Source organism: Hydrocarboniphaga daqingensis, from assembly GCF_900129825.1.
GTDB classification, from domain to species: domain Bacteria; phylum Pseudomonadota; class Gammaproteobacteria; order Nevskiales; family Nevskiaceae; genus Hydrocarboniphaga; species Hydrocarboniphaga daqingensis.
Map to the genome: position 1 here is coordinate 237617 of NZ_FQWZ01000006.1, position 16782 is coordinate 254398.

Genomic DNA, 16782 nt, shown 5'->3' on the forward strand with positions numbered 1-16782 from the left:
CGCGGCCTCAGCCCGGCTCCTTCAGCAGCCGCGCGACGCTCTGCTGTGCGATTGGGTGGTAGCCGGCGCGGGCTTTGGCGAACACCTGCTCGGCGTAGCGACGGCCATCCGGCGTGCGCTTCAGCGCGCGGTAGACCGGTGACAGCAAGCGCATACGGCCGACGCTCTGCAGATAGCGCTCCGCATCCGGCCACACGCGGCGATCGCCGCGACCGATTGCCAGCGACAGCCAGCTGCTGGCCAGGATCTGGTTCGACGTGCGTGTCAGCGCGTAGCGCTGGTCGAGTGCCTGCAACTGCGCGAGGCTGACGCTGTCGGGCATCGTGTCGAGAAAGTACTGCCATTGCTGCACGGCCCAGGTGTCGGCGGGCAGCGCGCCCGTGTCGAGCGTACCGGCCAGCCATTGCGCGCGTACCGCGTCGACCTGCGTGAACGCATCGGAATGCGGCATCAGCGCGTAGGCCGGCAGATCGGGCGCGTTGATCCAGGCGTCGATCTGCGCCTCGGTGACCTTGCCGGGCTGTTGCGCCAGCAACTGCGTGCTCAGGTAAGCGCGAAACTGCGCGGTGCTCGCACTTTGGAATACATGCGTGTCGAACCAGCCGCGCACGAACGCATCGAAGCGCTCGCGGCCGAACTGGGCTTCGAGCCAGCTCAGGAACAGCGCGCCACGCTCGTACGGAATCGAGCTGAACACTTCGTCCGGATCAGCGGCCGGCGTGGCGCGGACCAAGGCGTGGTCGGCGCGGTCGGCATGCGCCACGGCATCCCGCAGATCTTCGACGCCCAGCACCCGCTCCATGTCGGCGAACTCGACACCGAACTGCGCTTCGTTGAGTCGGTTGGTCAGGTACGTGGTGTAGCCCTCGTTGAGCCAGAAGTCGCTCCAGGTGGCGTTGGTCACCAGATTGCCCGACCAGCTGTGCGACAGCTCGTGCGTGATCAACGACACCAGCTTGCGATCACCGGTGATCACCGACGGCGTCAGGAACGTCAGTCGCGGGTTTTCCATGCCGCCGTAAGGAAAGCTCGGCGGCAGCACCAGCATGTCGTAACGGCCCCAGCGATACGGTCCATAAAGCTGCTCGGCCAGCGCCATCGTGCGCTCGGTTTCGGCGAATTCATAAGCGGCGCGATCCAGCATCGCCGGCTCGGCATAAACGCCACTGCGCTCGCCGGTGCTGCGAAACGCGATGTCGCCGACAGCCAATGCCACCAGATACGACGGAATCGGCTGCGGCATCTCGAACTGCCAGCGCCCATCGGCGGCCGGGCGCTCCGACATCTGCGCGCTCATCACGGCGCGCAGCGCCTTGGGCGCCTGGATACGCGCGCGATACGGCATCCGCACCGACGGCGTGTCCTGCAGCGGAATCCAGCTGCGTGCGTGGATCGCCTGCGACTGCGTGAACAGGTACGGGTGCCGCTTGCCGGTGGTCTGCGCCGGCGTCAGCCATTGCAGGCCGGAGGCATCGGCCGCGGTGCGGTAATGCACGCGCACCTGCTGCGCTTGCAGCGGCAGCGTGATCGTCAGCGCCGAGCCGAGCACGGCGTCGCGCGCGGCGAGCCGGAACGCGGTCGCTTGCCAGGGCGCGCCATCGGCGTTGCGCGTCTCGACGCGGCTGATGCTGAGGTCACGCGTATCGAGGACCAGTTCGGTGGCCTTCGGGTCGACATGCTCGATTTGCAGTTCGGCCGTGCCCGCCAGCTGGCGACGCGCAAAGTCGACGTTCAAGTCGAGCGCCAGATGCTGCACGCGCAGCTGATCGGGATTGGCGTAGCTGTGCGGATCGACGGCACCGAAGGCAGCCGTCGATACCCAACACAGCAGCAGCGCCGACAGCTGGCGCAGACGCGATGCGCGTGTGGATCGCAGCGCGCTCACTTGCCCGGCTCCGCCGGCGCGGTCCAGCGCGCCATGCCTTCCTGCGCGGTGCTGGCCACCAGACGGCCGTCGCGCGTGTAGATGTGGCCGAACGAAAAGCCACGGCCGCTCTGACTCGATGGCGAGTCGATCGTGTACAGCAGCCAGTCGTCGACGCGCGCGTCGCGATGGAACCAGATCGCGTGGTCGATCGACGCCATCCGCATGCTCGGGTTCAGCGGGCCCTTGCCGTGCGGCAGCAGCGATGTCGCCAGCGGGCCGAAGTCGCTGGCGTACGCGAGCACGCAGCGGTGCACGGTCGGGTCGTCCGGCAAGCGATCGACGGTGCGCAGCCAGAACGCGCTGTGCGGCGGCTTGGGCGCGTGGTCGAACAGCGTCTGCGGCTCGACGTAGCGCATGTCGAACAGCGTGTCCTGCGACAGGAACTGGCGCAGACGCGGGCTCGGGTCGCTGAGCTGGTCGAGCAGCTTCAGGCGGATGTCGCGATCGCTGGGCAGCGCTTCGGGCGGCGGCACCACCGGCATCACCGACTGATGCTCGGCGCCGGCCTCGGGCCGCTGGAACGAGGCGATCAGCGTCAGAATCACTTGCCCGTGCTGCACGGCCTGCACGCGGCGCGTCGTGAAGCTGCGCCCGTCACGCACCGGGTCCACCTCGTAGATGATCGGGTGACTCATGTCGCCGGGCCGCAAGAAGTACGCGTGCAGCGAATGCACCACGCCCTCGGCCACCGTGCGCTGGCCGGCGACCAAAGCCTGGCTGACGACTTGTCCGCCGTAGACGCTGCGCCCGCCCAGATCGCGCGACAAGCCGCGAAACAGATGGTCGTCGATCACTTCGAGGTCGAGCAGATCGACCAGTTCCTGCACGCGGCTCATCGCTCGCTCTCCAGCAAAACCCAAGGTTAGAACGCAACTTTAACAAGACCTCGCAGGCTCGGCCCCGCACCCGGTGCGGCGCGGCCGCCGTCTGCATCGGCTGCGACGGCTTGTCGTATCCTGCCGGCGCCGACGCGGTCGGCACTCAGGAGACCTGCATTGCTCTGGCTGTCGCTACTCGTCACCGTTGGCATCGCCCTGGCATGGCATCGCGCCGGGCTGCGCACGACGACCGCGTCGATCGCGCTGTGGCTGCTGCTATACGGCGTGTTCGGTGAATCGCTCGCGCTGTTCGCACTGCTTCTGTTGCTGTTCGTGGCCGTGCTGGTGCCGCTGAGCCTGCCGACGCTGCGCCAGGAATGGCTGACGCGGCCGCTGCTCGACCACGTGCTGCGCCGCCGCTTGCCACCGCGCCGCGCCGCCTTGGCCGCCTTCGATCCGCAGGCGGCCAGCCAGGCCCAGCAGCAGGCGCTGCACGCATTGCTCGGCGAGCGCGCAGCCGTGCTGTCGCCGCCGGCAGCCGACGACGGCGCCGCGGTGCCCGACAGCGCAGCGGCCGCGGTGATCGCCGCGCATGGCAGCGACGAACAGCGGCAGCATTGGCTGCCGGCGCTGGCGCGGCGCGAAGCGCGCATCGCGCTGGCCTTTGACGCACGCTGGGGGAATGGCGAACACAGCGCCGACCGCGCCCAACTGACGCGCGGCATCTGGAAAGGCCATGACACGCTGGGACTGCGACTGAGCTTCGACAAGTTCGGTGTCGACGCTGGCGATGCTGGCAATGACCACCCCGGCGAGATCAGCGACTACCTGGTGCGCGTCGACGTGCACGACACAGCCTTGCTGCCGAGCGTCGCGCCGCGTCGCGGCAGCACGCTGGTGCTGGTGCCGGCGACGCTATCCGGGCTGCGCGGCCATGGCAGCGGCTCGATCCAGGCACACGATGTGTTCGTTCCGCTAAGCCGGCTGGTCGGCGGTGCCGATGGCATCGGCGACGGCGAGCGCCAGATCGCCACCGCGATCGCCGCCGATCAATATGCGCGGCTGCAACGCGCGCATCGCGTCACCGCGCAAGCGCTGCGGCGCGACGCTTTGCTCGATCGCATCGATGCGTTCTTCGACCGCCCGGCGGCGACGACGCGGGCGCAGCGACGCGAGCAGCAGGTCGCGGCGGCACTCGACGTTTACGGCATCGGCGCGCTGACGGCGCTGCTGCGGTCGTTGCACGCGCAGCAGCGCCTGCATCCAGCGCTGAACCCCGTGGTCGCCAGCGCCGCTGCCGCGCTGGGCGTCGCCGTGCCTCGCGGCGACGCGGCGATCGAGCCACTGCTGTGGACGCTGTACCCGACGCAGCACGCCATGCTGGCCGCTGCGGCGACGACGCCGTATGGCGCGGCGCTGCCGGCGTTCGACGCTGCGTTGTTCGGCGACGGTCTGCGCGAAATGCTGGCGCATTCGGCACACGCCGGTCTGCTGGCGTTGCTTGATGGCCGAATGCTCGGCGGCGACGGCGACCGCAATACGCAGCGACTGGCGCGCTACCGCGCAGCGCTGGCGCTGGCGGCCGACGCGTGGCTGACGACGCGCGACCCGCTGCTGGCCGACGGTGCCGACCACAGCGCATTGATCGATGCGTTTGCGCAGACACTAACGCTGGTCGCGGCGCTGCAAGCGCATCGCGACGGCGGCGCCTTGCGTGACGAACAAGCCTTGATCGACACATTCTGCGAGCGCTGCTGTCGGCGCATCGACGCGGCGCTGGACCGCTTCGTCGCCAGCCAGGCGCAGCGCCGCCGCCGAGTGATGCTGCGCGCGCTGCTGCTGCCGACCGGCGCACTGCTCGCCGGTGCCGGCGCGCGTCAACGTGAGCGTGCGCTCGCGGCCCGGCTGCAGGCCCCGGGTGCGATTCGTGATCGTCTGCTGCAGGTGCTGCCGGCCGACGCCACCGGCACGCGTCTGGAAATTGCGCTCGACGCGGCCACCAGCGCACAGCGTCGCGTGATCGCTGCCGTGCGCGCGGGCCAGCTGACACCCGCACCACCGGTGGATCTGATCGCCGCCGCAACCGCGCAATCGGTGATCGACCCAAGCGACGCCGAGCGACTGCGCAGCGCCTACAACCTTGCCGACGACCTGCTCCAGGCACGATTCAACGCGGCATAGATCCGGTGCCCAAAGGCACCCGTCGCGACCTTAGACGAGCGGGTCGAGGAACTGGCGCGCTGCGCGCAGATCGACGGTGTCGTGACCTTCGACAAAGCCGTCATAGATCGTCTTCACCAGCGGGTGCGCGGCGTCGTTGCGTCCCTGCCCACGCCACAGGCGACCCAGGCTCAAGGCAGCGCGCAGTTGCAGCAACGGCGCTTGGCGCGCGCTCGCCAGCTGCAAGGCCTGCGTCATACAGTCTTCGGCGGCGCGCTCCGCCGTGCGATCGTGGCGCGCACTGCCGGCCAGCCGCAGTTCGCCTTCCAGCCGCAGTGCCTCGGACTTGAAGGCCACAGCATCGCAAAGGCTCATCACGGTGTTGGCTTCATCCAGAGCCAACCGCGCCCGGTCCACGTCACCCAGCTGCAGGCAGCATTCGGCGCCGAGCAGATAATCGAGCGGAACGCCGAAGTGATTACCCTGTTCCCGCATCTCGGCCAACGCCTGCCACAGCAGCGACAGGCCGCGCTCGTGCTCACCCAGCATCGCCAGCGCCAAGGCTTGGTAGCGCCGCGACCACAGACGAGACTCCCGATGGCCGTACTGCTCGGCGCGCTGCAGCGCGATCTCGGCTTCGACCAGCAAATGCGACCAGTCGCGGCGGTACATCAGCACCGCGCACACACTGGAGACATGGACGATGCAGTGCGCATACGGATTGCCGCTGGACTTCACCTTGGCGTACACGGTCCGGGCCGTTTCGAGCGCACGGTCGGGATAGCCGAGCAGCCATTGCAGCAAGGCGCGGCCGGTATAGGCCGTGCCTCGCACATCGCTCAGATTCTGAAACCAGCGATCACCCGCTTGATCCAGCAAGCCGATCGCGCGTTCGTTGCGGTCCATCGCGTCGACGAAGCGACCATGCAGGTGCAGGCTCAGCGATGCGAGCGTATCGCCACTGGCCTGGATCAACGGGCTGCCGATCTTCAGCCCGAGCTGCTGAAAGCGGTTAGCTGACTCGACCGCCTCGGAAAAGCGACAGCCGAAATGCAGGCGCATCCAGATGCAGTAGTGCGCCAACTCCAACAGCTCGGGATTGCGACACCGCGTGGTCAAGTCGATGAGGCGATCAATGTGATCACTGGTGCGCGGCGAGGCGTAGCCGAACTCGCTCTGCAGCCCCGTCACGGCCAGCACGCGCAGCGCCAGCTCGGACTCGTCGCGCTCCGGTCCCGGCGGCAAGGCGTCGAGCAGCGCCAAGCCCATCTCGATTTCGCGCGCCAGCGCGTCGTAGGCGACCCGTACCAGCGCGTTGCGTGCGGTCTGAATCCGGTACGGCAGTGCACGGCTGCGCCATCCACCGCGCTCGAAATGCAGCGCCAGCTCGCCGGCAATCTCCGCAGTGCGCGTGCCGTAGGCCGCTTCGCAGCGTTCGGCGATCTGCCGGTGCATGCGGGCGCGCTGCGAATCCAGTAGTTGGCGACGCAGCACTTGTGAATACATCTCGTGGCGGAATCGGTAGACGCCGCTGGTGGTGCCGTCGGGCCAGATCGACAAGCCGTTGGGCTCGATGAAACGCCGATGCCGCGCCAGTTGTTCCAGCACGGGCTCGACCGCGTCGAGTTCGCGGCCCGCCGCCGCGGCGGCAGCAGCAGCAGAAAAATCGGCGCCGGCAACGCTGGCGCCCTCCAGCAGCAGCCGCTGTTCAGGGCTCAGATCATCGAGCTGCAGGCTGATCAGATCGTTCAGCGCTTCGGGAATCACATCGTTCAGCTGCGCTCCGCGAAGGTCCGACGGGTCGGGGTGGCGCTGCAGGTAGTCGGTGATCTGCACCATGAACAGCGGCAGACCGCCGCTGCGTTCGAGCACTCGCTGCGGCAGATCGTCGCTGTAGGCGGTCAAGTCGAGTCTGGCGCTGAGGTAGCGGCGCACAGCATCCACCGACAGGCCGGATATCGGCAGCTCGCTGGCCTGCTGCCGGGCCTTGAGTGCCAGCATCAGCTTGCTCACCGGGTGCGCCGCAATGATCGCGTCCGTCGGACGCAAGCTGGCCAGCACCATCATCCGCGCCGAGCCGGAGCGCTGCGCCAGAAAGCCGATCCAGTCGAGCGTGGCGCGATCGGCCCAGTGCAGGTCTTCGATGGTCAGCAGCACGCCGTGCGGCAGGCTCAGCTGTTCGAGCAGTTCAGCCAGCTCGCGCAGCATCCGCTCGGGACGCACGCCGGCATTCTGCTGCCGCAGCAACGCGACATCAGCGGCATCGATCAGATCAGGCATCAGCAGCAGCCAGCTCGGCGCCAGGTGCCGGGCCAGTTCCATCGGCCGGCTGTCCGGCGCGTCGCGCAGCAGCGTTCGCAGCGCTTCGATCACCGGCAAGTACGGCTCGCTGATGCCACGACCTTCCAGGCAGTGTCCGCTCAGTTGAACAGCCTGCGGCTGCTGCAGGCGGACGCGCTGCTGGAACGCCCGAAGCGTTGCGCTTTTGCCGACGCCCGTCTCGCCGCTGACGAAGACCACGTCGGTCCGGCCCGTCAGCGCCCGCTCCCAGGCCAGATTCAACTGCAGCAGTTCGGCGTCACGGCCGACCAGCGATTCGTCGTCTTCAGCGGAGGCGGCATCACCATCGGCTTGAGGTTCGGCGTCGGGCGCGGCGTCTGCCAGCGCATCCGGGCGGATCACCGGCACGCCGAAACGGAATCCGACGCGATGCGCCGTCAACACATAGCGCGGAGCGCGCGTGTCGTCGCCAAGCGCCTTACGCAGCGCCTGCACCTGAAAGCTCAGCGCATTGTCGCTGACCGCCTGGCGCGGCCACACGGCATCGAGCACCTGGGCTTTGGTGACAACCTCGCCGGGGCGGCTGGCCAGCGCCCACAGCAAGGCCATCGTGCGCGGCTGCAGCTTGACCTCCTGGTCACCGTGCAGCAGCGGCCCATTGCGGCCGTGCAGGCGAAATGGACCAAACGACAGCGTGTCAGCCACGGCCATCAGCAGAGCCGCAAAGCGTGCGTGTCCGTGATGCGGCCGGCAGCGAATCGCGGCCGCGATATGAAACCCCTGTGCATCGAATGACGTTCCCCCCGCCCCGTCACCGATCCTTGGTGGTTATCGTTATCGCGATGTCGTGTCGCGGGCGCACAACCGACATCGACCGGCCGTCAGGCCGCCGCGATGATACACAGCGCGATAGCGCCGCCGTATCGGCGGCCGGCATTACCGCAGCGGCAAGCTAAGCTAGCGCCCCCGACTATGCCGGCTCAGACGCCCATCGACCATGAAGATCGCCACCTGGAACGTCAATTCGCTAAAGGTGCGCTTGCCGCATCTGCTCGACTGGCTGAGCGCCAATCCCGATCTCGACGTGCTGGGTCTGCAGGAACTCAAGCTCGAAGACGACAAGTTTCCGCATGCCGAACTGGCAGCGGCGGGCTGGCATGCGGTCGTCAACGGCCAGAAGACCTACAACGGCGTTGCGATCCTGGCGCGCACGCCGCCGCAGGATGTGGTGCGCGACATTCCGGGCTTTGATGATCCGCAGCGGCGCGTGATCGCGGCCACCGTCGGCGGCGTGCGCGTGATCGACGTGTACGTGGTCAACGGCCAGGCGGTGGGCAGCGAAAAGTACGAGTACAAGCTGCGCTGGCTGGCCGCGCTGCGCGATTACCTGGCGGCCGAGTTGCAGCGCCATCCGCTGCTGGCCGTGGTCGGTGACTACAACATCGCGCCGACCGATGCCGACGTCTACGACCCGGTGGCCTGGGGCAACGACGTGCTGTGTTCGCCGCCGGAGCGCGAGGCGCTGGCCGCACTGCTCGGCCTGGGCCTGACCGACTGCTTCGCCGCGCGCCCGCCCGAAGGCAACCGCTTTACCTGGTGGGATTACCGCCAAGCTGGCTTCCGCCGCAATCTCGGCCTTCGTATCGACCATGTGCTGGCGTCGGCCGCGCTGGCCGACACGCTGGTCGCCACCCGCATCGACACCGCGCCGCGCAAGCTGGAGCGGCCGTCGGACCACGCACCGGTGATCGCCGAGTTCGCGCGCTAGCCCGCGCATCCGGCAGGTGCCGCGCCGGATCAGCGCAAGCGCGGCGGATCGACTTCGACCGGCACCGTGAAGCGGCGCGGACGGCCGTCCGGCGGTGCCGGCAGCGGCGTTGCACGCTGCAACATCGCCAGTGCTTCGGCATCGAGCGCGGCGATGCCCGATGGCTGGCTCAAAGCCACGTCGTAACTGCGTCCGCGCGCATCGACGCTGAAGCTGACTTCGGCGCGCGCCGTCGTACCGAGCACACCCGGCAAGCGGCGCCGATAGCGGCTCAAGTGCGCGCGTACCTCGGCTGCATAGCCGCCGCGCCCGCCACCCGCACTGCCACTGCCGGCCAACGGTGATGATGGCGCCGCTGCGATACCGGACGTCGTCTTGCCGGCGGATGCGCCGGCCGAGGCGTCGGCCCGCGGCGTCGTGGGCACGTCACGAACCGGTCGCGGCGGCGTCGTGGGCGTGGGCGTGGGAGCAGGCACCGGCGTTGGTGACGGCGCCGATGGCGCGGGCGGGCGAGCTGCCGGGCGCGAGCGTGGCGGCGGTGGCGGCGGCGCCCAGGTGATCGGCCGCGATGCCAGCGCCAGCACGTCGTCGGCGCGCGGCGCGGCATCGCGCGGCACCGCGTCGCGTGTCGCGGCATCGTCACGACGCCCGGTGTTGCCAATCGCATCAGCGCCGGCCAGCGCCGCAGGCGCTTCACCGCCACCCAAGCCCTGACCGCTGCCGGCGACGAGTTGCGGTGGCGACGTGCGCGGATTCCAGCCCGATGCCAATGTCACCAGCAAGATCAGCAGCAGATGGGCCGCGACGGCGACGTATAGCGACAGCGCCGCCTTGTAGCGGCTCATCGGCCGCGCTGCACCGTCATCAGGCTGGCGCGCGCGACACCGGCCGCGCGCAGCACTTCGAGCACGACGACGACGCGCTGCGCATCGGCGCCCGCATCGGCTTTGACGATCAGCGCGCGGTCGCCAGCGGTGCTGGCCCAGACCTGCGCGCGGCGCAGCAGTTCGTCGGGCTCGATCACCGCGCCGTCGAACGCGATGCGGCCGCTGGCATCGACGACCACGGTGTCCGGCGTCGGATCGAGCGCGGCTTGCGCGGCCGAGCGCGGCGGCTGCACCGGCAGCAGATCGGGCGCCGCGATCACGCCCGACAGAATCACGAAGATCAGCAACAGGAACGCGAAGTTGATCATCGGCACCATGTCGATGTCGCGCGCCGCGCGTGCGCCGGATGCAGGCCGGATCTTCATCGCGATGCGCCGCCCGCTGCGGCCGGCTCGTCGGCGGCGCGGCCCAGCGTCAGTGCCGCGCCCGTGGGCTTGAAGCGGTCGAGCATGTCGATCAGCGCTTGCAGGCTGACGCCGCTGCCGGCGACCAACACCGCGCGCGCGCCGGGCTGACGCAAGCGCTGCTCGACCTGCGCCGCATCGCTGGCGCGGCCGTCGAGCCTCAATCCACCGTCGGCCTGCACTTCGACGATCGCCGCGCCGCTGTCGGCATCGTCGCCCACGCCGCCGAGATTCATCGACCAGCTGCGCCAGTCGGCGAACGTGGTCACCAGCATGAAGAAGAACAGCAGCACGAACAGCACGTCGACCAGCGAGGTCAGCACGATAGTGTTGCGTCGGCGGGGCTTGCGCGCGAGCTGCATCGACAAGCGCCGGTTAGCGGCGCGGGCCGCTGGTCAGCAGCGCGGTCAGCGCCGATTCCATCCGCTGCTGCAGACGCTCGACGCGGCGATCCAGATAGTTGAACGCGACCAGCGCGACGATCGCCACGGCCAAGCCGCCAGCCGTGGTCAGCAGCGCTTCCCACAAGCCGCCGGACAACACCGCCGGGCTGACGCGATCGCCGGCCGCCTGCAGTTGGCGGAACGCCTGGATCATGCCCATCACGGTGCCGAGCAAGCCGATCAGCGGCGCCAGCTGCGAGATCACTTCGAGTGGGCGCATCAGGTTGCGCAAGGTGTCGAGCCGCTCGGCGGCAACGGCCTGGATGTATTCGCGCACCTGCTCGTCGCTGCGCGATGCATCGCTGCTGGCGCGGATCGTTTCGCGCATCACATCGGCCAGCGGGCTCGGCGATGCGGCCAGCGCGGTCAGCGCCTGGTCGGGCGCGCCGGACTGCCAAGCGTTGACCGCGAGCGCGACGAAGCGCGTGTCGCCGATGCGCTGATCCCAGAACTCCCAGATCTTGACCAGCACGATCGTCACGGTGGCCACCGACAGCGCCACCAGCAGCAACATCGTCGGGCCGCCCAAGCGGATCCATTCAAAAGCCTGCGACATCCTCTACCCCTGTTTGATGCGTGATCGCGATGGCCGCGCGCGTGGTCGAGCGCGTGACGATTGCGGTGAAAGTGCGTTGCGTTGCGGCGCTGTCAGCGCGCCGGGCGCACGACGCGCGCCTCGCCGACGCCGCGCGGGTCCGACGCCGCGTCCACAACGCCGGTGCGCGGATTCCAGCTGACCGCCTGCAGATTGCCGTAGGCGCGGTTGACCGGCTTGAGCACGTGGCCCATCGCCGCCAGCGCCTCACGCTGTTCGGCGCTGAACGCATTGGCCTCGTATTCGACCACGTCGGGCAGATACTGGTGATGGAAGCGCGGCAGCGCGACCACGTGCGCCACATCGCCGCCCTGCATCCAGTCGAGCAGGCCGAGCAGCACCATCGTCACGATGCGGCTGCCGCCGGGCGTGCCGAGCACCAGCAAGCCGCGCGGGCCTTCGACGAACGTCGGCGTCATCGTCGACAGCGGACGCTTGTTCGGCGCCACCAGGTTGGCCTTGCTGCCGATCAGGCCGTAGGCATTGCTGGCAGTTTCGGACGCGGCAAAGTCGTCCATCTCGTCGTTCAAGAACACGCCGGTCCCGGCCGGCATGTAGCCGGAGCCGAACGGCAGGTTGATCGACAGCGTTGCGGCGACGCGGTTGCCGTCGGCGTCGAGCACCGACAGATGCGTCGTGTGCGTGCCTTCCGGGAATGCAGGCGCGGGCGGCAGCGACGCGCTGGGCGTGGCGCGCGCCGGGTTGATGCTGGCGACCAAGCCGCGCGCGTAGTCGGCCGACAGCAGCGACGCGGTCGGCACCGGCACGAAATCCGGATCGCCCAGATACGCAGCGCGATCGCGGAACGCGCGGCGCATCGCCTCGATCAGCTGATGCGTGGCCGTGATGCCCTGGCCGTTGAAGCCGAGCAGGCCGAGCTGGTTCAGCACTTCGCCGATGGTCACGCCACCGGCCGACGGTGGCGGCGCCGTGACGATGCGGTAGTCGCCAAAGCGCAGCGTGATCGGCGCGCGCTCGATGACGCGATAGCCGCGCAAGTCGTCAGCGGCCCAGATGCCGCCGTCCTGCTGCACGCCCGCAAGCAGCCGCTGCGCGGTGTCGCCTTGGTAGAAGCCGTCGCGGCCCTGCGTGGCGAGGCGTTCGATCGTCGTCGCCAGATCGGGCTGGCGCAGCAGCGCACCGGCTGGTGGCGGCCCGCCCGCGACCGCGAACGTGGCTTGTGCGGCCGGCGACAAGCGGCGCCAGTGTTGTGCGAAGGCCTCGGCGAGCTTGGCGTCGCAAGCAAAGCCGTCGCGGGCATAGCGGATTGCCGGCGCCAGCGAACGCGCCAGCGGCAACCGGCCATAGGTGCGGGCGATATGGTCCAGCGCGGCCGGTTCGCCGGGAATGGCAGCGGCCAGCGCGCCGTCGCGCGAACGCTTGTCGACGGCCTTGCCGTCGGCGCCGAGATACATCGTGGCGCTGGCCTTGCCGGGCGCGGTTTCGCGGCCGTCAACGAAGGTTTGCATGCCGTCGCGCTGACGGTGCAGCAGCCAAAAGCCACCACCGCCGATGCCCGAGCCGGTCGGCTCGACGACGGCAATCGCCGCACTGACGGCGACGGCGGCGTCGAACGCATTGCCGCCCGCAGCCAGCACCTCGAGCCCGGCTTGCGTTGCCAGCGGGTGGGCACTGGCAACGGCGTGGGCGCCGGGTTTGTCGCTCGCGGCGGCCGTTGCGACGGCCGGTGCCAGCACCGCCATCGGCGCGCACAGCGCCAGCAGCAACAACAACCGCATCGCGCGGGCTCGCATCGCGCCGGCTTGGCGGTGGGGCGTCATCATTGGGCTCCGGTCAGGCGCTGGTATTTTTCCAGCAGCTGCTGCTGGGTTTCTTCGTGGTCCGGGTCCAGCGGAATGCAGGCCACCGGGCAGACGATCTGGCACTGCGGCTTGTCGAAGTGACCGACGCATTCGGTGCAGCGCGACGGGTCGATCTCGTAGATGTCCACGCCCTGGTAGATCGCCTGGTTCGGGCACACCGGCTCGCAGACGTCGCAGTTGATGCAGTCGTGGGTGATCTTCAGCGCCATCGGCGGCTCAGGCAGCGGCCACGTCGCGCGCCGCGTAGCGCTGGGCCATCAGCGTGCAGACGAACAGCTGCAGCTGGTGGTAGATCATGATCGGCAACACGATCATGCCCAGCGGCACGTTGCCGAGCAGCAGGTGCGCCATCGGCACGCCGACCGCCAGGCTCTTCTTCGACCCGCAGAACACGCCGGCGATCTCGTCTTCGACGCTGAAGCCAGCGCGGCGCGCAGCCAGCGTCGTCAGCAGCAGCGCCAGCGCCAGCAGCGCGGCCGTCAGCAGCATCGTCTGCAGCAACGTGATCCAGCCGAACTGCTGCCAGACACCGGCGGCGGTCGAGTCCGAAAACGCGTTGAGCACGATCAGCAGAATCACCGTGCGGTCGGAATACATGACCCAGCGCTTGTTGCGCGTGACCCAGCCGCCGATCCAGCGCCGCGCGATCTGCCCCAGCACCAGCGGCAGAAACAGCTGCTGCGCGATCTTGGTGAATTGCGCCAGCAGCGACCCGCCACCCGCCGCATCCGACGGCGCACCGGCCTGCAGATACAGGTTGACCAGCAGCGGCGTGATGACCATGCCGAGCAGGCTCGACAGCGTGGCGTTGAAGATGGCCCCGGCCACGTTGCCGCGCGCCATCTGCGTCATCGCGATGCTGGTCGAGATCGTCGACGGCAGCGCGCACAGGAAGAAGAAGCCGACCAGCAGGTCGCGCGGCAACCACGGCGTACCCGCCAGCACCAGGCCGACGCCGATCACCGGAAATAATGCGAACGTCGACAACTGCACCAGCAAATGCAGCCGCCAGTTGGTGACGCCGGCCTTCAGGTTGGCAAAGCTGAGCCCGGCACCCGCAAAGAAAAACACCAGGCTGACGCCGAGCGACGTGACCACGTCCAAGTGCAGCCAGCCGCCGCTGGCGCCGAGCGACGGCACCAGCGCGGCGACGATGACGGCGACGATCATCGCCGCCAAAAAGCCATCCATCAGCTTCATGCCTGCGGCAGCTCGGTCACGCCGCAGGGCGGCCGAAGCGCGCCAGCAGCGGGCCGATCACGGCCTTGGGCACCAGCTTTTCGACCGGCGCACCGAGCCCGGCCAGCTCACGCGCCAAGCTCGACGACAGGTGCGCAAACTCCGGCGACGGCGCCAGCATCACAGTATCGAGTTGCGGGTACAGGTCGCGGTTCATCACCGCCATCTGCTTTTCGTAATCGACATCGACCACGGTGCGCACGCCGCGCACCAGCACGTTGACCTGATGGTCGCGCGCAAAGTCGACGATCAGCCCCGAAAAGCCGATCACCTCCACGTTGTCGAGGTCGGCCGTGACCTGACGGATCAGGTCGACCCGCTCGTCGAGCGAGAAGCGCGGGTTTTTGGCGACGTTGGAGCCGACCGCGACGATCAGCCGCGGGAACATCCGTGCCGCGCGGTGAATGATGTCGTTGTGGCCCAGCGTCACCGGGTCGAAGGTGCCGCTGTATGCCGCGATGATCTGGGGCGCTGCGCTCATGCCGGGTCCGTGGATGTGCTGCCGATGCGGGACCCGGAGTTTACGACGCCGCGCCCTCGGCGTAGGTGGCGAGCCCAAAGTGCACCAGCCCGGCCTGCTTGTCGCGGCGCAGCGTCCAGCCGGGCGGCAGCACCAACGGCCGCGTCTTCGGCCATTCCAGATAGACCTGACTGTGCGGCTTGAGCAGACGCGGCAGCGCCGCCAGCGCCCGCCCGAGCAGCGGGCTGTCGTAAGGCGGGTCGAGCAGCACGATGTCGTACTGCGCATCCACCGCCGCCAAAAACGCCAGCGCGTCACGAGCCAGCACCTGCGCATTGCTGTCGTCCGCACCCAGACGCATCAGCGCCGCACGGATGCCACGCACTTGGGCGGCGCCGGATTCAATAAACGTCACCGACGCCGCCCCCCGCGACAGCGCCTCCAGCCCCAGCGCCCCGCTACCCGCAAACAAGTCGAGCACGCTGGCCCCATGAATCTGCGGCGCCAGCCAGTCGAACAGCGTCTGCCGCACCCGATCCGGCGTCGGCCGCACGCCGTCGTCGGCATCAAAGTCGACAACGCGACTGCGCCATTGCCCGCCGATGATGCGCAGGCGGCCGAGGGGTCGTTTCATTGAGCAGGTTCAGGCTGCAGGGGTTGGGTGCGGATAGTATTTGAAATGTGGTGGAATCGTTGCAAAGTGCAGGAGTATTCCTGTTGCAACTGCCAGTTAATTCACATTAAGTGCAAGACTTCCCCGATTGCTTCCGAGAGCAAGGGAGGTACGGCATTTCCGACCTGAGTGTATCGAGGGCAGGACTTTTTTCGTTGCCCACCTCCGCTTGTGTACGGGCCCTTGAATGCAAACCAGTCTGGGAAAGACTGCAATCTGGCGTGCTCTCGAACCGTCAGTATTCTCGGCTCTGAGAAATGAATTATGTCATCTGGCAGCGTCGTAATCGTTGGAGAAGGCAGCACACCCGACATTGGAGTAGTTGTTCTTTTCTTTAGACCCAGCTTTTCCCGATTTTCCTCCGATAACACCCTGCCTTTCGGATAAGTGGCGAGTATTTTTTTAAATCTCTTTTTGACTTTTGGCGTATGCCGAGGCAAACGCATGTCTGAAGGCTGGCCATCGCATCCTTCATTAACCCATCTACAATAAGAAGATGCAGAGGCGGGGCGTTTATAAATTATCGATTGAAATCCAAGGTGACCATATTCAGCATCCGCCTGCAAAGCGTTATTGGAGACAATCAAATCAGATAACGCTTCTTCAGCAGTCACTGGTCGATCGGTCGGAAGCCCTCTATCTAATAGAAACTGAGTTCTCCGCTTGGAAAGAATATCAAAAGGATTAGGCGCTTCGTTATCAGCATCCTTGATCGCAATTACGATAAATCTTGGTCTACGTTGGGGCACCCCCCAGTCGGATGCAGTAACCAATTTCGACCAAACTCTGTAACCTAATTGCGTTAAAGACGAAGCAATAAAATCGGCGTATGTCCCACCATTGCGGTGACGCATGGAAGTTATTCCACGAACATTTTCCATCATTAAAAGCCGAGGTTGAACAATAGAAATAAGCTCGATATAACTTGCAACCATTTGGTTTCGAGGGTCATCTGGCCGCCTACTTCCGTTAGTGGAAAATCCTTGGCAAGGAGGCCCTCCGACAACCAAGTCGACTTTTCCGCTTAACATAATTAGCGGATTTCTGTAATCAGCGAGCAAGCTGTTTATATTATGCGACTGTTGTGGCAGCCAATTGGGCCAGCAAACATTTTCCGGCTTTCTGTCAATTATATTTGTTTTGTAGGTCGAAAAGGCATCAGGGTGAGCTTCAATCGCGAATTGGAGTTGCCAATTCGACTTTTGCAAGCCGAGAGACAGGCCGCCGCACCCTGCAAACAAATCAATAAAAGTCTTCATTCTCTTAGTTTGTAGCGTGACGTGCTGTATGTCCAGGTGCACAAGG

At 67.0% G+C, this 16782-nt stretch carries 15 protein-coding genes; 2 read left to right on the forward strand and 13 right to left on the reverse strand.

What is annotated here, in order from left to right; translation table 11 throughout:
• Positions 1–7 precede the first annotated feature (7 nt).
• Both BUB09_RS13270 and BUB09_RS13275 read right to left on the reverse strand, forming a co-directional pair.
• The gene (locus tag BUB09_RS13270; RefSeq protein WP_245793286.1) at positions 8–1885 is read right to left on the reverse strand and encodes a M1 family metallopeptidase; all 1878 of its coding nucleotides are present in this window, start codon (positions 1883–1885) and stop codon (positions 8–10) included.
• Positions 1882–2763, reverse strand: coding sequence for an acyl-CoA thioesterase (locus tag BUB09_RS13275; RefSeq protein WP_072898207.1), 882 nt, complete (start codon positions 2761–2763; stop codon positions 1882–1884). Before BUB09_RS13275 ends, BUB09_RS13270 begins: the two co-directional genes overlap by 4 nt.
• 159 nt (positions 2764–2922) lie before the next feature.
• On the opposite strand from BUB09_RS13275, the gene BUB09_RS13280 reads away from it, so the two are divergent.
• Positions 2923–4926, forward strand: a complete 2004-nt coding sequence (locus BUB09_RS13280) for an acyl-CoA dehydrogenase domain-containing protein (protein ID WP_072898208.1) — start codon at positions 2923–2925, stop codon at positions 4924–4926.
• Between the two features lie 30 nt (positions 4927–4956).
• Here the strand turns inward: BUB09_RS13280 and BUB09_RS13285 are convergent, their stop codons facing one another.
• Entirely contained in the window at positions 4957–7896 is a 2940-nt protein-coding gene (locus BUB09_RS13285) for an ATP-binding protein (RefSeq protein WP_072898209.1), read from the reverse strand.
• A 286-nt stretch (positions 7897–8182) separates the two neighbouring features.
• Here BUB09_RS13285 and xth point away from each other — a divergent pair, with 286 nt between their 5' ends.
• Complete coding sequence (gene xth, locus BUB09_RS13290) at positions 8183–8953, forward strand: exodeoxyribonuclease III (protein ID WP_072898210.1); 771 nt, start codon at positions 8183–8185, stop codon at positions 8951–8953.
• A 29-nt stretch (positions 8954–8982) separates the two neighbouring features.
• On the opposite strand, the gene BUB09_RS13295 is transcribed toward xth, so the two are convergent.
• The 10 genes from BUB09_RS13295 to BUB09_RS13340 all read right to left on the reverse strand — a co-directional run bounded on the left by BUB09_RS13295 (position 8983) and on the right by BUB09_RS13340 (position 16736).
• Entirely contained in the window at positions 8983–9798 is an 816-nt protein-coding gene (locus tag BUB09_RS13295) for an energy transducer TonB (protein WP_072898211.1), read from the reverse strand.
• The gene (locus BUB09_RS13300; protein ID WP_072898212.1) at positions 9795–10205 is read right to left on the reverse strand and encodes an ExbD/TolR family protein; all 411 of its coding nucleotides are present in this window, start codon (positions 10203–10205) and stop codon (positions 9795–9797) included. Before BUB09_RS13300 ends, BUB09_RS13295 begins: the two co-directional genes overlap by 4 nt.
• Positions 10202–10567 carry a biopolymer transporter ExbD gene (locus BUB09_RS13305; protein ID WP_217650303.1) on the reverse strand — a complete coding sequence of 122 codons (366 nt, stop codon included), beginning with the start codon at positions 10565–10567 and terminating at the stop codon, positions 10202–10204. Before BUB09_RS13305 ends, BUB09_RS13300 begins: the two co-directional genes overlap by 4 nt.
• 52 nt (positions 10568–10619) lie before the next feature.
• A complete protein-coding gene (locus BUB09_RS13310) occupies positions 10620–11243 on the reverse strand; it encodes a MotA/TolQ/ExbB proton channel family protein (RefSeq protein WP_072898214.1) in 624 nt (207 codons plus the stop codon).
• Positions 11244–11335: 92 nt separating this feature from the next.
• Positions 11336–13063, reverse strand: coding sequence for a gamma-glutamyltransferase (ggt, locus tag BUB09_RS13315; protein WP_245793287.1), 1728 nt, complete (start codon positions 13061–13063; stop codon positions 11336–11338).
• The gene (locus BUB09_RS13320; protein ID WP_072898215.1) at positions 13063–13314 is read right to left on the reverse strand and encodes a YfhL family 4Fe-4S dicluster ferredoxin; all 252 of its coding nucleotides are present in this window, start codon (positions 13312–13314) and stop codon (positions 13063–13065) included. Before BUB09_RS13320 ends, ggt begins: the two co-directional genes overlap by 1 nt.
• A 7-nt stretch (positions 13315–13321) precedes the next feature.
• Entirely contained in the window at positions 13322–14305 is a 984-nt protein-coding gene (locus tag BUB09_RS13325) for a bile acid:sodium symporter family protein (protein ID WP_072898216.1), read from the reverse strand.
• Between the two features lie 16 nt (positions 14306–14321).
• On the reverse strand, positions 14322–14825 hold the full coding sequence (gene coaD / locus BUB09_RS13330) for a pantetheine-phosphate adenylyltransferase (protein ID WP_072898217.1): 504 nt from the start codon (positions 14823–14825) through the stop codon (positions 14322–14324).
• Positions 14826–14865: 40 nt separating this feature from the next.
• Positions 14866–15438: a 16S rRNA (guanine(966)-N(2))-methyltransferase RsmD gene (gene rsmD / locus BUB09_RS13335; protein WP_072898218.1), complete on the reverse strand. Its 573-nt coding sequence runs from the start codon at positions 15436–15438 to the stop codon at positions 14866–14868.
• Positions 15439–15539: 101 nt separating this feature from the next.
• Positions 15540–16736: a DNA cytosine methyltransferase gene (locus BUB09_RS13340; RefSeq protein WP_072898219.1), complete on the reverse strand. Its 1197-nt coding sequence runs from the start codon at positions 16734–16736 to the stop codon at positions 15540–15542.
• Between the last annotated feature and the right edge of the window lie 46 nt (positions 16737–16782).

What these genes read in the sequence shown, in the direction of transcription:
- BUB09_RS13275 (WP_072898207.1), bottom strand. Translation starts at nt 2,763, where the DNA reads ATGAGCCGCGTGCAGGAACTGGTCGATCTGCTCGACCTCGAAGTGATC.
- BUB09_RS13285 (WP_072898209.1), bottom strand. Translation starts at nt 7,896, where the DNA reads ATGGCCGTGGCTGACACGCTGTCGTTTGGTCCATTTCGCCTGCACGGC.
- xth (WP_072898210.1), top strand. Translation starts at nt 8,183, where the DNA reads ATGAAGATCGCCACCTGGAACGTCAATTCGCTAAAGGTGCGCTTGCCG.
- BUB09_RS13295 (WP_072898211.1), bottom strand. Translation starts at nt 9,798, where the DNA reads ATGAGCCGCTACAAGGCGGCGCTGTCGCTATACGTCGCCGTCGCGGCC.
- BUB09_RS13300 (WP_072898212.1), bottom strand. Translation starts at nt 10,205, where the DNA reads ATGAAGATCCGGCCTGCATCCGGCGCACGCGCGGCGCGCGACATCGAC.
- BUB09_RS13310 (WP_072898214.1), bottom strand. Translation starts at nt 11,243, where the DNA reads ATGTCGCAGGCTTTTGAATGGATCCGCTTGGGCGGCCCGACGATGTTG.
- ggt (WP_245793287.1), bottom strand. Translation starts at nt 13,063, where the DNA reads ATGACGCCCCACCGCCAAGCCGGCGCGATGCGAGCCCGCGCGATGCGG.
- BUB09_RS13320 (WP_072898215.1), bottom strand. Translation starts at nt 13,314, where the DNA reads ATGGCGCTGAAGATCACCCACGACTGCATCAACTGCGACGTCTGCGAG.
- BUB09_RS13325 (WP_072898216.1), bottom strand. Translation starts at nt 14,305, where the DNA reads ATGAAGCTGATGGATGGCTTTTTGGCGGCGATGATCGTCGCCGTCATC.
- coaD (WP_072898217.1), bottom strand. Translation starts at nt 14,825, where the DNA reads ATGAGCGCAGCGCCCCAGATCATCGCGGCATACAGCGGCACCTTCGAC.
- rsmD (WP_072898218.1), bottom strand. Translation starts at nt 15,438, where the DNA reads ATGAAACGACCCCTCGGCCGCCTGCGCATCATCGGCGGGCAATGGCGC.
- BUB09_RS13340 (WP_072898219.1), bottom strand. Translation starts at nt 16,736, where the DNA reads ATGAAGACTTTTATTGATTTGTTTGCAGGGTGCGGCGGCCTGTCTCTC.